Source organism: Aquimarina macrocephali JAMB N27 (assembly GCF_000520995.1).
Lineage (GTDB): Bacteria > Bacteroidota > Bacteroidia > Flavobacteriales > Flavobacteriaceae > Aquimarina > Aquimarina macrocephali.
In genome coordinates, this window is sequence record NZ_JACA01000027.1 from 82,066 (window position 1) to 95,794 (window position 13,729).

Genomic DNA, 13,729 nt, shown 5'->3' on the forward strand with positions numbered 1-13,729 from the left:
AATGACTGCTGTAATTGTTGAAGACGAAAATATAGCCTCTAAGCGTTTGGCAAATCTCATCGAAGAATTGGCTCCGGAAATAAAAATTGCCGGTCAAATCACTTCTGTAGAGAACGGACGACATTGGTTTGAGAATAACCCACTCCCCGATCTAATATTCTTAGACATTCAGTTAAATGATGGATATGGATTCGATATTTTAGATACACTGGAAGATCATCCCCCTATAATATTTACTACGGCATATAATGAATATGCAATAAGAGGTTTTAAATACAATGGGCTGGATTACCTTTTAAAACCAATTGATAAAAAAGATTTAAAAAACGCTCTCGCCAAATACAAAAAGAGTTTTACAGAGTCTGATAAATCAATAGATGATGCAAAATTCGAGCGCATCAAAAACTTGTTTGTAAAAGAATACAAACGTCGTTTTATGGTTAAGGTCGGAAATCAATTTAACACCTTTAGTGTTGATGATATTGCTTATTTTAAGTCTCATGAAGGAATTATTTTTTTGCACTCTCACACTGGAAAACAATATCCTATTGAATACACTATAGATCAACTGGAAGAAATTCTAGATCCTATTCATTTCTTTAGAATTAATAGAAAGTTTATGATTTCTGTTAAAGCTGTGATCGAGATCCACAGTTATTTTAATAGTCGATTATTATTGAAACTAAAGCCTATGGACGATGATCAGATTATTGTTTCCAGAGAGCGGACCTCTAATTTCAAAAAGTGGCTTGACCTTTAATTTACAAAATGTTGAAAAAAATTACCCAAGTCATTTTTGTCCTATTAAGTACTGTAATAGGCCTCTATCCTTTTGTATATCTCTTTGTGAATCGAAAATTTGGTTTATTAAGTTCGAAAAGTAGTGATTTACTTGTCGATACCATTTGGAATATTGCCTTATATAGTCATATCTTTTTGGGAGGTGTTGCACTACTGGTAGGTTGGATTCAGTTTAATAAAAAAATAAGAACCTCTCGATCAAAATTGCATAAACGTATTGGGAAAATCTATGTGATTATGGTCTTTATAAGTGGAGTTTCGGGAATTTATATTGGTTTCTTTGCTACAGGAGGAATTATTGCATCTCTTGGGTTTATATCCTTAGGAATACTTTGGGTATATACTACCTATAAAGCGTATTGGTATGCCAAGACTGTCCGGATATCCCAACATCAAGCTATGATGTATTACAGTTATGCAGCCTGTTTTTCTGCAGTAACACTTAGAATATGGTTACCCATACTTATCATGCTTATTGGAGATTTTATCATTGCATATCAAATAGTAGCATGGCTTTGCTGGATTCCGAATCTTATTTTCGCATATTATCTTGTGGGTAAAATCAAATCTAGATTAGTTGTAAATTCTATTTAAATATCACTATAAAAAATGCTCCCGGTATATCAGGAGCATTTTTACACTAGTAAATATTTAAAATCTTTATACTATTCTTCAGAATCGTTAGACTTCTTTTTAGGTTTCAAACGCTTAGCATCTTTAAGACTTTTATGTATCATCCATTCTAATTGCCCATTAACACTCCGAAATTCATCATCAGCCCATTTCTCAATCGACTTAAATGTTTCTGGATCTATTCTAAGAACAAATGATTTTTTCTTACTCATAAATTACGAATGTAATGTTCCAGTATTAATTACTGGTGTTGCTTCTTTATCTCCGCACAGGACAACCATCAAATTACTCACCATAGATGCTTTCTTATCATCATCAAAATCTATAATATCATCTGCAGATAATTTGGTTAAAGCATCTTCTACCATACCAACAGCTCCTTCTACTATTTTTTTACGAGCTGCTACGATAGCTACTGCTTGTTGCCTTTTTAACATCGAGCTTGCTATTTCTGGTGCATATGCCAGATATCCAATTCTGGCTTCCAGAACTTCTATTCCAGCAATGGCTAAACGCTCTGTTATTTCATTCTCTAAAGCTTCATTTACTTCATCCATACCAGATAGCAATGTTACTTCCTGTTGCCCATCAGCAAAATTATCATACGGATACGAACCTGCAAGTTTTCTTACTGCTGCATCAGTTTGCACTCTTACAAACTCTTCGTACTGATCAACATCAAAGGCTGCTTTATATGTATCCGCTACCTTCCACACCAAAATTACATTAATCAAAATTGGATTACCAATTTTATCATTCACTTTTACCCGTTCGCTATAGAAGTTTCTGGCTCGCAAAGAAATTCTTTGTTTCGTAAAAAAAGGATTGGCCCAAAAGAAACCATTATTCTTTACTGTTCCTTTATACGCTCCAAATAACACCATTACTTTAGAACTATTAGGGTTTACAATAAAAAAACCTTTAATGATAAACAATATTACCACTATAAGAATTATAAATAAGGGATTTTCACTTAGAAGCAAACCAGTAACCATCCCCATTACAACTAACATAAGTAGACCTAACATTAGATAACTACTACTCGCTTTTATACTTTTTTCATATTTCATAATAATATCATTTTGATATCACAATAATACAAATATTTTTTTAATATTATGAGAAATGCTTAAATATTAACTATTTAAAGAAGTAAAAAATTCCTTAGTTCAATTATTTCATTTTAGACTTGGATTAAAAAACAAAAACGCTCTTTATAACCAAGAGCGTTTTTGAAACATTAACTAACTAAATCTCAAATCAATCAAATCATGAAATCTCAATCAACCGTTTTGGTTGTACTTTTGCTTCTTCTTTTTTAGGGAGTTTTACCAATAGTACTCCGTTTTCATATGAAGCTTCAATCTTGTTACCATTTACCGCTTCTGGCAAGCTAAATGAACGTTTAAATGCATCGTACCCAAATTCTTTTCGGGTGTATTTTCCTTTTTCATCCTTAGTTTCTTTTTCTGATGTAGTTTCAGAAGAAATGGTAAGGACATCATTATTCAGTTCAATGTTAAAATCTTTTTTAGCAAGTCCTGGTGCAGCTAATTCTACTACAAAATCCTCATCTGTTTCTTTTACATTAACCGCTGGAGTATTTACACCTATTTTATTGATATTAGATGTTCCACCAAGCCAATCGGTAGTAAAGAAATCATCAAAAAGAAAAGGTAATCTGTCTGTTTTTTTTAGTAAACTCATTGTATATTTTTTTAAGGTTATTCAAAATTTCAATTACAATGAGTGTATAGCAATTTGGATTCCATTTCAAAATAACAGACATTTTGTCATTATTCTACATTCTAATAATGACATTTTGTCAAAAATATCTTTATTAGAATGACAAAACATCTTAAATACAAAAAACCCAAAAGGATTATCTTTCGGGTTTTTTTTAGTTATAGATTACAGAAACTTAATTACAGATAAGTCGGTTTTCTATTAATAGAACATCGGTTTTGTTACCTAAATGGTTTCAAAGTCAATATATTAATTATAAAAACGTGTAAAAATAGAGACCAATTCTTTTGGTGGAATTATCTTATTCGGGTAGTCATTCATTTTCTCCAGAACCGTATCAACCGCTTCTAATCTCAGTCCCATATGCAATCCTATTTCTTTTATCTTATGAATTTCTAATTGAGAAGTCTCCTGATCTATATTCATAAGCAGCACCAATCTATGAAATTGAAGAATTCTTTGCGATTCGGGCTGTAAATTCTTTTTTTCTACTCCTTCCTCTATCAAAACATCTACCTCTTCTTTTGTAATCTTAAGCTGCGATGCAATGGCCAGAATAAAGTTATATTCTTGTTCTTTAAATTTTTTATCTGCTTTTGCAAACTGTATCATTTCAGAAAGCAAACTTAATTTCTCATCTTTACTATACATAAACCAATTACTTTTTGTCGAAAATAGTAATTTTCAACTAAACTCATATAACATTCTTTATATTCAACTTCTAATTTTAATCCCATTTTCAATTCAAAAAAATATACCTTTGCAATATGGGTTTAACAAACAATGATATTTTCAAAAAGTTAAGGGTTGCACATAAATTACGCGATGACGATATTGTAAAAATTTGCACATTAGTAGATTTTAAAGTTACCAAAAGTGAATTAGGTGCATTTTTCAGAAATGAGAATCATCCAAAATACATGGAATGTGGTGATCAAATACTACGTAACTTCTTAAACGGGTTAATTATTCATCTTAGAGGTCCAATGCCCGAAAAAAAGAAAGACCCTGCAAAGGATAAGAACACAAACTAACGTTTTTTACTTCGAAATAAATGCTTAATTTGGTTGGACCAATATTTTTCATCCAACAATCACTCAACTTAAGTATCTATGCTTACCGCAGCCGAAAAACAATTATTTAGAGAAGAGCTTTTCTGTCATTTAGACGGGATTGCTGTAGCTCCTGTTGCTTATTCTCTTTATAAAAACAATATTACCGATTATCTAATTAGCAATAAAGAAATATCAATTTCACAAATTGCTGCATCTCATAAAACCAATGAAGGATATCTAAATATCGCTCTGCGCATACTAAGCGCTCAAGGCTGGTTGGATTATGAAGCAAATAAAGATGACGTAATTATAAAAACCAATGCGCTTTCTGAATTAGCTTTTGATCATTTTTATTTATATGAAGAAGTCGTTGACCTCTTAGAATATTCCGGTAAATTTCACCCTCGAAAATTTGAACTAGAGCCTTTTCATAAACTTGAACAACTATTCAAAAAATATCAAAACCGCTTTGGCTTAGCCTCTGAAAAAGACAGTACAACTACTCAAATCCAAGATCAAGTCCTTAAACATATAGAAGGCATTTTGGTTGGACCAACTACCGTACATCTTGGTATGGGCGGAATGTTTCATAAATATTTTATGGAAGCATCCTTTAGTGCTGATGAATATCACAAATTTCCAGAAAGCTTTAACACCATCCTCACATTCCTAAGCTACCTGGGTTGGTTTAGCAAATCAAATGGCAACTATACTTTTACTAATAAAGGATTGTTTTTTGCTAAAAGAGCTTCTGCATACGGCGTAACTGTTTCATATATCCCTATGTTTCGACAAATGGATGCTTTATTATTTGGCGATCCTAATGTACTATGGAACCCTCAAGCTGATACCGAAATACACGTAGATCGAGAAATGAATGTATGGGGAAGTGGAGGCGCACATACTACATATTTTAAAAAGATTGATGAAATCATTATTAGCCTGTTTAATAAACCTCTGGATGAGCAACCCAAAGGAATTCTGGATATGGGATGTGGCAATGGTGCTTTTTTAATTCACCTTTTTGAAGTCATTGAATCCAAAACACTACGAGGTAAACACTTAGATGATTACCCATTATTCCTAGTAGGTGCAGACTATAATAAAGCTGCTCTAAAAGTCACCAGGGCTAATTTAATCCAAGCAGATATATGGGCCAAAGTTATTTGGGGAGACATTAGCGATCCTGATTTACTAGAAAAAGATTTAAAGGAAAACTACACAATAGCATTAAAAGATTTATTATCGGTAAGAACATTTCTAGATCACAATAGGATTTGGAGCAAACCAACTTCACAACTGGACATTCCCAGCCAATCTACAGGTGCATTTGCTTATCGGGGAAAACGATTACTTAATAGCGATGTCGAACGGAACTTGAAGGATCATTTTAAAAAGTGGGCTCCTCATATTGAAAAATTCGGGTTAATCGTCATAGAATTACATACTATATCTCCAAAATTAACCGCTAAAAACCTAGGCAAAACTGCAGCTACTGCCTACGATGCTACTCACGGATTTTCTGATCAATATATTTTAGAAATTGATTCTTTTTTAAAAGTAATTAAAGAAGTAGGCTTACAAAGTGATGATAAGTACTTTTCTAAATTCCCGAATTCTGATCTGGCAACAGTAAGTATTAATTATATTATTGGGGAGTAATAATCCAACTTAAAGCTTAAAAATTTAATTACCCTCAATATTGACAAATAAAAAAGCCCCGGTTGATGATTTCCGGGACTTTTTATGTATTCACATGTTTTATACAATCTTATTCTTCTACGATACGCACAGGCATCTTGAATACTTTAGCTTCAGAACCATATTGTGTTCCTACTTTTTTATAGTTTAAGCGACTCTTAATAAAACCATCTAAGTTTTCACTTTTAGAATCAACAGATAATACTACGATTTCACCTTTACTATTTAAAGTAAATGTTACATAGGCTGTTAATTCTTTTTTAATTTTGAAAGATGGCTTCTTTAATAACGTACTAATTTCTTTATTAAGAGCGTTTTCTGTTTTTGTTGGATTAGTACTTGCGCTTGCAACACTACTTACTGCAAAAGCAACTGCTAAAAGTAATACATTCAATTTTTTCATGATCTATTCGTTTTTATTGATTTATACTTATAAGACCACTGATTATCCAAATCTGTTACACTAAAAAGGAATATTTAACACAGATTAACAAACCGACTGAATGCAATTAACACAGAAAATCCCTAAAAATGGCATCTCCCAGCCCTTATGTTAATTTCTTGTATACTGAGTAATTACATCTTTATATTCTGGAAATTGCTGAATTAAGTCCTTTTTATCTCCCAACTCAAAATCATCAAAATCAAAACCAGGTGATACTGTACATCCCACCAAAGAATAACTATCCTCTTTTTTTACACTAGAAGCAAACCAACAACCTGCCGGAACCGCCAACTGAGGTAGCTCTCCCTCATCCAGGTTTATACCTACAGAATATCGATGATATTTCCCTTCTAAATCGATCACATGCACAAACAAAGAAGACCCTTCATAATAATGCCATATCTCATCCTGATTAATTTTATGAAATGCCGAAAAATTGTCTGAAGTAAGAAGAAAGTAAATCGCTGTACAATAATTGCGTTCTCCCTTAAATTCTTTACTTAAAATTTGTTGAGGAATAACACCTTCACTTCTATACGCTTCTTTATAAAACCCACCTTCGGGATGTGAATTCATATCTAGTTTTTGAACTATCTTTTCTATCCTTGTGTTCATGGTATTTATATTTAGATGTTTTATAAAAAAAAAGAAGCGATCATCAATAGATCGCTTCTAATATATACTAAAAATTTAATTAGTGTTATTATGCTAATACTGCCTGCACTTTATCTGCAGCTTCCTGAAACTGTACTGCACTTTGTACATCTAGCCCACTACTGTCAATTAATTCTTTCGCTATATCAGCATTAGTACCTTGCAAACGAACTATAATTGGCACATTAATCGCGTCACCCATATTTTTATAAGCATCTACAACTCCTTGTGCTACTCGATCACAACGAACGATACCTCCAAAAATATTGATTAAAATTGCTTTTACATTTGGATCTTTAAGAATTATCCTAAATGCTGTCTCTACACGTTTTGCATCTGCGGTACCTCCTACATCAAGGAAATTTGCCGGCTCGCCTCCTGCTTGTTTAATTAAATCCATTGTCGCCATTGCAAGACCAGCACCATTTACCATACATCCTACATTTCCATCAAGATCCACATAATTAAGTCCTACTTCTTTTGCTTCAACTTCGATTGGATTTTCCTCTCTAATATCACGCATATCTACATAATTCTTATGGCGATATAACGCATTATCATCCAAAGTCACTTTGGCATCTACTGCCATAATTTTATCATCACTTGTCTTAAGAACAGGGTTTATCTCGAATAAAGATGCATCTGATTTAACATAAGCTGTATATAACGCCATTACAAATTTGGTCATTTCTTTAAAAGCAGTTCCGCTTAATCCCAAATTAAAAGCAACACGTCTTGCTTGAAAAGGGAGTAATCCAACAGATGGATCGACTTCTTCTGTAAAAATTAGATGAGGAGTTTCTTCTGCTACAGTTTCGATATCCATACCTCCTTCTGTAGAGTACATAATCATATTACGTCCAGAAGTACGATTTAGCAATACCGACATATAAAATTCATTCGGCTCACTATCTCCAGGATAATACACATCTTCTGCAACTAATACCTGGTGAACTTTCTTACCTTCTGCAGAAGTTTGAGGAGTAATCAAATTCATTCCTATGATCTGTTCTGCTATCTCTTCTACTTCCTTAAGGTTTTTAGCAAGCTTCACTCCACCGCCTTTTCCTCGTCCACCAGCGTGAACTTGCGCCTTAATTACATGCCATCCTGTTCCGGTTTCTGCAGTAAGTTGTTTTGCCGCAGCTACAGCTTCATTTGCATTTTGTGCTACAATACCGCGCTGTATACGCACGCCAAAGCTATTTAATATCTCTTTACCCTGATACTCGTGTAAGTTCATACTATTATTTTTTTGCCTTTTTTAGGAGTTCCAAAAATAGGAAAAGTGAAGTTATTGTGCCAATCTTTTTATAGTAAAAAAAACCAGTCTTTTTTAATTCTATAAACAATCAAAAAATCACGTTAATACAGGTAAAGATTGCCTCTTAACTCATTACAATTTAAAATCCTCAAAATCCAAAGGGTCAAAGTTTTTAAAATGCCCATTCATTTTGATCGCCTTTTTAGCATTATTCATCTCTCTCACTACAGGAATTGTCTTTTTTAGATGACTAATCAGATACTTTAATCTTTCAACCTCATTACGAAGTTTCAACAAATGATATTCCTGACGTAAAGCCAATCCTATTTTATGCGCTACCTGATAACTAACAAAAGGAATATCAAATACAGGAGGATTATCTATTGTTAATTCTACATACAGAATAGCAATATTTTTGAGTAACTCTTCTTGCAATTCTTCTTCACTACTATCATCATCCTTAAGAAACTCTACCTCTCCTCCGGCGTATAGTTTGCCAGGAAATTGCTGATAAAAGTTTTTGATTCTAAAAATTCTTGTTCCCTGACATATAATATCACTCTCTCCTCCCGGGTATTTTTGAGCTACCTTTTGAAGCTTTACTTCGGTACCATACTCTAATTTTTCGTCAATATAGGTAGGCACCCCAAACAAAACCCCTTCTTCTTCACAGTCATTAATCAATTGTTGGTACCTTTTTTCAAAAATATGCAAAGGCAATCGCTCTTCGGGATAAACAACGGTTTGTAATGGAAAAAGAGGTAGCATGATTTTTTTATTAAATGTACTAATTAACACTGTTTATATCCCTTAAACACAAGTTAAAAATCTTAATTTTTCTTATGCATTAGATTTTTTCTTTTTAAGACGTAGATATCTCTAATTTTATTGATAATTTCGTAGGCTTAAATTTGTGACACAATGGAAAATGAAAATTTATTAGCAATTGCAAATGAGTTTGGGAGTCCGGTTTATGTATATGACTCCTCAAAAATTATCTCACAGTACGACCGTCTTTCTGACGCTTTTAAAAAAGTCAAACGGTTAAAACTTAATTATGCAGTCAAGGCACTGTCTAATATTGCTGTTTTAAAGTTGATGAATTCATTAGGAGCTGGGCTAGATACTGTTTCTGCTCAAGAAGTAGAATTAGGATTAAAGGCGGGTGTCAAACCAAGTAATATTGTTTTTACTCCTAACGGAGTTTCTCTTGAAGAAATTGAGGAAGTTTCTGCCTTAGGTGTACAAATAAATATTGACAACCTTTCTATTCTGGAGCAATTTGGCACAAAACACCCTAATGTTCCAGTATGCATCCGTATGAATCCGCATGTAATGGCAGGAGGTAACAGCAAAATATCGGTAGGACATATTGATAGTAAATTTGGAATATCAATTCATCAAATTCCACATATCCTTAGGATTGTAGAAAACACAGGAATGCGTATTAATGGAATACACATGCATACAGGTAGTGATATTCTGGATATTGAAGTGTTTCTACGTGCTTGTGAAATACTTTTTGAAACTGCAATGAATTTCAAAAATCTTGATTTTATTGATTTTGGTAGTGGGTTTAAAGTACCTTACAAACTGGGGGATATTGAAACTAACATTGAGGAGTTTGGCAGTAAAATGACTAAACGTTTTAATACTTTTTGCAAAGAATACGGTAAAGAGCTAACTCTAGGTTTTGAACCTGGTAAATTTCTCGTAAGTGAATCAGGATACTTTTTAGCCAAAGTAAATGTAATCAAACAGACTACATCTACTGTTTTTGCTGGAATTGATAGTGGTTTTAATCACTTCATTCGACCTATGTTCTACAATTCACATCATGAGATTATTAATATTTCTAATCCAAAAGGAAAAGAACGGTTTTACTCGGTAGTTGGATATATTTGCGAAACAGATACTTTTGCCACAAACAGAAGGATTTCTGAAATTAACGAAGGAGATACTATTGCTTTTAAAAACGCAGGTGCTTACTGTTTTTCTATGTCTAGCAATTACAATTCTCGTTATCGCCCCGCAGAAGTATTATGGCATGAAGGGAAAGCTCATTTGATTCGTAAGCGTGAAACATTTGAAGATCTTACGAAAAACCAGGTGGACGTAGATATCTTTTCTAAAGTTGCTGAAACGACATAATATAACACTTATATATATTTATAAAGCGTCAGATAAAAAATCTGACGCTTTTTTTTGCATTGTAAATATTGTCAAAAGTTTATTCTTTTATCCCAGGTTGTAAAATAGTAAACTTTTCTTTTTCTTTTGCTTCATCCACCATTCTTTTCACATCAGCAAGAAGTGCTTTTGCATCATAAATCACTCCATCTTTAATGGTATAACTAACTCCTCCTGCCCGAATAACTTTGTTGTCATCTGTTAATCGAATGGCTCCTGTTCCATAAAGGACTTTAAAGTTTTGAAGTGGATTTTCTTCTACCACCACAAAATCTGCAAGTTTACCTACTTCGACAGAACCAATTTTGTCTGACACTCCTAAAGCTTCTGCTCCACTTAATGTAGCTGCTCTAATTATTTCGAGAGGATGAAAACCAGCTTCTCGAAACAATTCTAATTCTCGTATGTACGCAAACCCATATAGTTGAAATATAAATCCAGAATCTGATCCTACAGTAACACGCCCTCCTCTATTTTTATACTCATTAATAAAGGTCATCCACAGGCGGTAATTTTCTCTCCAAACCACTTCTTGTTCTGTTCCCCAATCATGCCAATACGAGCCATGTGAGATCTTACTGGGTTGATAAAATCTCCATAATGAAGGTAATGTATAAGTCTCATGCCATTCTGCTCTACGGGCTCTTTGCAAATCTCTACTCGCTTCATAAATATTAAACGTTGGATCCAGTGTAAAATCAAGCTCTATTAACTCATTCATTACCTTATTCCAATGATCTGAATAGGGTTTTGCTGCTTGTTTCCATAATTTACCTGCTTCCTCAAATCGATGTTGCTCATTTTGATAATTATAATCCAAAGGGTAATGCTGAACGGTTTTATCTTCAAACAACGCTTCTGGTAATCCATACCAATGCTCCATAGAAGTAAGTCCTGCTTTTGCAGAATTTAAGACATTCCATCGAGCCACATCGGTTTGAGAATGATGACAAGCAGAACGCAGTCCTAGTTTTTTGTTTTCATCTAATGCTGCGGTCATAATTTCTGGAGCTGCTCCAAAGAATTTTATCCCATCTGCTCCTTTCTTGGCATTTTCCTGAACCCATTTTCTTGCCATCTCAGGAGTGCTTATTGGTGATGCACTACCTTGTCCAAATCCTGTATATGCAAAAATACGAGGGGCAATAATTTCATTTTTATCACTTGCTTTTTTTAATTTCATTGTCCAATCTACACCTCTTCCACTAGGTTCTCTAACCGTGGTTACACCATGTGCCATCCACAATTTAAAGACATAATCAGCATCTGCTCCTTGTGCTACTCCGCCAATATGTCCATGCATGTCTACAAAGCCAGGCAACACATACATCCCCTCTGCATTAAGCTCCTTACCTCCTGGTTTTAATACTGGACGTTTTGTAGCATTGATAGGCATACCCGGATATCCAACAACAACAATGTTTTTAATTATATTTTTTTCTATAACAATATCGACTGGCCCTCTTGGAGGGGCACCATTACCATTAATTAGTGTTACCCCTCTAATGATTAGTTGAGAGAAAGGTCCTTCTTTAAGTTCTTGTGCATTGGATTGTGATATAAAAAATACAGCAAGGAGAAGGAGTACGTGTTTTGTGATTTTCATTGTAAAAGATTTGTATAAAACAAGAAAAAAAGAGCGCCTTTCTTTACAAATTAGAAAATACGCTATCAATAATTGTGATTAAACTTACTCAATTCAAAATAAAACTGAATAATCTCTATGAAGAATTTAACACCTCTATGTCTCTTTATTAAAGCGAAATACAACAATTATAATATTCATTATCTTTAATACACCACTAAAATCATTTTAATCATGGAAAAGTTACAATGGAATTCGTTTACCAAAAAAATTTATATCCATAAATCTATTGAAGAACTATATGATTTATGGGCCACTCCAAAAGGCATCACTTCCTGGTTTTTGAAACAAGCTGAATACAGCACCATTGATGGACAAATCAGAGAGCCATCGGAGCATATTCAAAAAGGGGACACGTACACCTGGCAATGGCATAATTGGGACGAAAAAGAAAAAGGAGAAGTACTAGAAGCTAATGGAGATAATTATATAGAAATTAGCTTTAGCAATTCAAAAGTCTCTGTAAAGCTAGAAAAGAAAAATAATGTGACTATGGTGATTTTATCACAATTTGATATACCTGTAGACGACAAAAGCAAATTACAAATACATTATGGATGCAGTAATGGCTGGACATTTTGGCTTGCCAATCTAAAAGCTTTTGTGGAGCATGGTATTTTACTAAATGAAACTGAAATAAATCTGCAGGAGAATGAGCTTTCTGGATATGAGTTTGTAAATATGTGATTACAAATTTTTAATATTTCTAATTAAATACTCTAATCCGTTAAGCTTTAATTCGTATACTGTTTGCAATTGTTGTCCCAGTAATCCTTTAGGAAAACCTTTGTTGTGATACCATACAACATAATACTCTGGAAGATCAATAAGGTATCTGTCTTTATACTTGCCGAATGGCATTTTGGTATGTGCTAATTTGATTAAAAAATCCTTTTGGAGTTGGATTTCCATGAAGTTGGTTATAAGAACAATTATTCAGTGAAATCTCGGTAATACCACATTAATGTCTCTACCTTTCTTTCCCATTTTTTTTGAGCCTCTTTATTTCTAGAATGATCCGTTTCTTCATCATATCTCTCTTGCATATTTATTCTCATCCTCTCCACCAGCTTATACATTTTATTAAGGTCTCTTCTTATGTTTTTACCCGCACTATATTCTTTAAGTCTCTTTCTCATTATTCGGGCATGTAATTCTGAAATATCAAAGTGCAATTGCTCATGAGAAAGAAGAGCTAACGACATCTGCCCTCTCTTAACCCAAGATAAAGATGGATAACAAAAGCTATCTACCTGATAATTTAATTCAATTTCTCCTTTATCTTTACCATAAGACCATTGATAGGTTATTCCCGTATTTACACTAGCGTCATAATTACTATTCAAATTAGGCTTTCCTCTAAAATCTGACCAGTCTAATTCGCTTCTTTCTGCGTACGAGAATTTCCCAACATAACCATTATTACTGGTAAAAAATAAAATTAAAATAATAGTAAAGCACTTACTCATAATTGCAAACAATTATGCCCAGATAAAAGTTATATTTTCATCTATTTCAGAGACGCCAGGGGAACACAATATGGGGCAAATATTGTTTGCTCTCTGTAAAATAGCATTATTTTTTAGTTCTAAATA

The 13,729-nt window shown here is 33.4% G+C and carries 17 protein-coding genes; 6 read left to right on the plus strand and 11 right to left on the minus strand.

What is annotated here, in order from left to right; genetic code table 11:
• The first annotated feature begins 1 nt into the window (after position 1).
• Both Z054_RS0117045 and Z054_RS0117050 read left to right on the plus strand, forming a co-directional pair.
• Positions 2 to 760 carry a LytR/AlgR family response regulator transcription factor gene (locus Z054_RS0117045; protein ID WP_024771255.1) on the plus strand — a complete coding sequence of 253 codons (759 nt, stop codon included), beginning with the start codon at positions 2 to 4 and terminating at the stop codon, positions 758 to 760.
• An 8-nt stretch (positions 761 to 768) separates the two neighbouring features.
• Positions 769 to 1,395: a DUF2306 domain-containing protein gene (locus Z054_RS0117050; protein ID WP_024771256.1), complete on the plus strand. Its 627-nt coding sequence runs from the start codon at positions 769 to 771 to the stop codon at positions 1,393 to 1,395.
• Between the two features lie 71 nt (positions 1,396 to 1,466).
• Here Z054_RS0117050 and Z054_RS0117055 read toward each other — a convergent pair whose 3' ends face one another.
• The 4 genes from Z054_RS0117055 to Z054_RS0117070 all read right to left on the minus strand — a co-directional run bounded on the left by Z054_RS0117055 (position 1,467) and on the right by Z054_RS0117070 (position 3,831).
• Positions 1,467 to 1,646, minus strand: coding sequence for a hypothetical protein (locus Z054_RS0117055; RefSeq protein ID WP_024771257.1), 180 nt, complete (start codon positions 1,644 to 1,646; stop codon positions 1,467 to 1,469).
• 3 nt (positions 1,647 to 1,649) lie between these two features.
• A complete protein-coding gene (locus Z054_RS0117060) occupies positions 1,650 to 2,504 on the minus strand; it encodes an SPFH domain-containing protein (protein ID WP_024771258.1) in 855 nt (284 codons plus the stop codon).
• A 199-nt stretch (positions 2,505 to 2,703) separates the two neighbouring features.
• Positions 2,704 to 3,141, minus strand: coding sequence for an Hsp20/alpha crystallin family protein (locus Z054_RS0117065; protein ID WP_024771259.1), 438 nt, complete (start codon positions 3,139 to 3,141; stop codon positions 2,704 to 2,706).
• A gap of 288 nt (positions 3,142 to 3,429) precedes the next feature.
• A complete protein-coding gene (locus Z054_RS0117070; RefSeq protein WP_024771260.1) occupies positions 3,430 to 3,831 on the minus strand; it encodes a hypothetical protein in 402 nt (133 codons plus the stop codon).
• Positions 3,832 to 3,947: 116 nt separating this feature from the next.
• On the opposite strand from Z054_RS0117070, the gene Z054_RS0117075 reads away from it, so the two are divergent.
• Entirely contained in the window at positions 3,948 to 4,214 is a 267-nt protein-coding gene (locus Z054_RS0117075; RefSeq protein WP_024771261.1) for a DUF1456 family protein, read from the plus strand.
• A 78-nt stretch (positions 4,215 to 4,292) separates the two neighbouring features.
• The gene (locus tag Z054_RS0117080; protein WP_024771262.1) at positions 4,293 to 5,897 is read left to right on the plus strand and encodes a class I SAM-dependent methyltransferase; all 1,605 of its coding nucleotides are present in this window, start codon (positions 4,293 to 4,295) and stop codon (positions 5,895 to 5,897) included.
• 109 nt (positions 5,898 to 6,006) lie between these two features.
• On the opposite strand, the gene Z054_RS0117085 is transcribed toward Z054_RS0117080, so the two are convergent.
• The 4 genes from Z054_RS0117085 to Z054_RS0117100 all read right to left on the minus strand — a co-directional run bounded on the left by Z054_RS0117085 (position 6,007) and on the right by Z054_RS0117100 (position 9,067).
• The gene (locus Z054_RS0117085; RefSeq protein WP_024771263.1) at positions 6,007 to 6,339 is read right to left on the minus strand and encodes a hypothetical protein; all 333 of its coding nucleotides are present in this window, start codon (positions 6,337 to 6,339) and stop codon (positions 6,007 to 6,009) included.
• A gap of 150 nt (positions 6,340 to 6,489) precedes the next feature.
• Positions 6,490 to 6,996 carry a cupin domain-containing protein gene (locus Z054_RS0117090; protein WP_024771264.1) on the minus strand — a complete coding sequence of 169 codons (507 nt, stop codon included), beginning with the start codon at positions 6,994 to 6,996 and terminating at the stop codon, positions 6,490 to 6,492.
• A gap of 88 nt (positions 6,997 to 7,084) precedes the next feature.
• Complete coding sequence (sucC, locus tag Z054_RS0117095; protein ID WP_024771265.1) at positions 7,085 to 8,278, minus strand: ADP-forming succinate--CoA ligase subunit beta; 1,194 nt, start codon at positions 8,276 to 8,278, stop codon at positions 7,085 to 7,087.
• A 153-nt stretch (positions 8,279 to 8,431) separates the two neighbouring features.
• Positions 8,432 to 9,067: an LON peptidase substrate-binding domain-containing protein gene (locus Z054_RS0117100; protein ID WP_051473792.1), complete on the minus strand. Its 636-nt coding sequence runs from the start codon at positions 9,065 to 9,067 to the stop codon at positions 8,432 to 8,434.
• A 153-nt stretch (positions 9,068 to 9,220) separates the two neighbouring features.
• Between Z054_RS0117100 and lysA the strand changes: the two genes are divergently transcribed.
• Positions 9,221 to 10,450, plus strand: a complete 1,230-nt coding sequence (gene lysA, locus Z054_RS0117105; RefSeq protein ID WP_024771267.1) for a diaminopimelate decarboxylase — start codon at positions 9,221 to 9,223, stop codon at positions 10,448 to 10,450.
• Positions 10,451 to 10,529: 79 nt separating this feature from the next.
• Here the strand turns inward: lysA and Z054_RS0117110 are convergent, their stop codons facing one another.
• Positions 10,530 to 12,095: an amidohydrolase family protein gene (locus Z054_RS0117110; protein ID WP_035092404.1), complete on the minus strand. Its 1,566-nt coding sequence runs from the start codon at positions 12,093 to 12,095 to the stop codon at positions 10,530 to 10,532.
• Positions 12,096 to 12,308: 213 nt separating this feature from the next.
• On the opposite strand from Z054_RS0117110, the gene Z054_RS0117115 reads away from it, so the two are divergent.
• Positions 12,309 to 12,821, plus strand: a complete 513-nt coding sequence (locus Z054_RS0117115) for an SRPBCC family protein (RefSeq protein ID WP_024771269.1) — start codon at positions 12,309 to 12,311, stop codon at positions 12,819 to 12,821.
• Here the strand turns inward: Z054_RS0117115 and Z054_RS0117120 are convergent, their stop codons facing one another.
• Together Z054_RS0117120 and Z054_RS0117125 are read right to left on the minus strand one after the other, a co-directional pair.
• Entirely contained in the window at positions 12,822 to 13,046 is a 225-nt protein-coding gene (locus tag Z054_RS0117120) for a DUF3820 family protein (protein ID WP_035092407.1), read from the minus strand.
• Between the two features lie 20 nt (positions 13,047 to 13,066).
• Complete coding sequence (locus tag Z054_RS0117125; RefSeq protein WP_024771271.1) at positions 13,067 to 13,603, minus strand: DUF922 domain-containing protein; 537 nt, start codon at positions 13,601 to 13,603, stop codon at positions 13,067 to 13,069.
• Positions 13,604 to 13,729 lie beyond the last annotated feature (126 nt).

What these genes read in the sequence shown, in the direction of transcription:
- Z054_RS0117045 (WP_024771255.1), top strand. Translation starts at nt 2, where the DNA reads ATGACTGCTGTAATTGTTGAAGACGAAAATATAGCCTCTAAGCGTTTG.
- Z054_RS0117050 (WP_024771256.1), top strand. Translation starts at nt 769, where the DNA reads ATGTTGAAAAAAATTACCCAAGTCATTTTTGTCCTATTAAGTACTGTA.
- Z054_RS0117055 (WP_024771257.1), bottom strand. Translation starts at nt 1,646, where the DNA reads ATGAGTAAGAAAAAATCATTTGTTCTTAGAATAGATCCAGAAACATTT.
- Z054_RS0117060 (WP_024771258.1), bottom strand. Translation starts at nt 2,504, where the DNA reads ATGAAATATGAAAAAAGTATAAAAGCGAGTAGTAGTTATCTAATGTTA.
- Z054_RS0117065 (WP_024771259.1), bottom strand. Translation starts at nt 3,141, where the DNA reads ATGAGTTTACTAAAAAAAACAGACAGATTACCTTTTCTTTTTGATGAT.
- Z054_RS0117070 (WP_024771260.1), bottom strand. Translation starts at nt 3,831, where the DNA reads ATGTATAGTAAAGATGAGAAATTAAGTTTGCTTTCTGAAATGATACAG.
- Z054_RS0117075 (WP_024771261.1), top strand. Translation starts at nt 3,948, where the DNA reads ATGGGTTTAACAAACAATGATATTTTCAAAAAGTTAAGGGTTGCACAT.
- Z054_RS0117080 (WP_024771262.1), top strand. Translation starts at nt 4,293, where the DNA reads ATGCTTACCGCAGCCGAAAAACAATTATTTAGAGAAGAGCTTTTCTGT.
- Z054_RS0117085 (WP_024771263.1), bottom strand. Translation starts at nt 6,339, where the DNA reads ATGAAAAAATTGAATGTATTACTTTTAGCAGTTGCTTTTGCAGTAAGT.
- Z054_RS0117090 (WP_024771264.1), bottom strand. Translation starts at nt 6,996, where the DNA reads ATGAACACAAGGATAGAAAAGATAGTTCAAAAACTAGATATGAATTCA.
- sucC (WP_024771265.1), bottom strand. Translation starts at nt 8,278, where the DNA reads ATGAACTTACACGAGTATCAGGGTAAAGAGATATTAAATAGCTTTGGC.
- Z054_RS0117100 (WP_051473792.1), bottom strand. Translation starts at nt 9,067, where the DNA reads ATGCTACCTCTTTTTCCATTACAAACCGTTGTTTATCCCGAAGAGCGA.
- lysA (WP_024771267.1), top strand. Translation starts at nt 9,221, where the DNA reads ATGGAAAATGAAAATTTATTAGCAATTGCAAATGAGTTTGGGAGTCCG.
- Z054_RS0117110 (WP_035092404.1), bottom strand. Translation starts at nt 12,095, where the DNA reads ATGAAAATCACAAAACACGTACTCCTTCTCCTTGCTGTATTTTTTATA.
- Z054_RS0117115 (WP_024771269.1), top strand. Translation starts at nt 12,309, where the DNA reads ATGGAAAAGTTACAATGGAATTCGTTTACCAAAAAAATTTATATCCAT.
- Z054_RS0117120 (WP_035092407.1), bottom strand. Translation starts at nt 13,046, where the DNA reads ATGGAAATCCAACTCCAAAAGGATTTTTTAATCAAATTAGCACATACC.
- Z054_RS0117125 (WP_024771271.1), bottom strand. Translation starts at nt 13,603, where the DNA reads ATGAGTAAGTGCTTTACTATTATTTTAATTTTATTTTTTACCAGTAAT.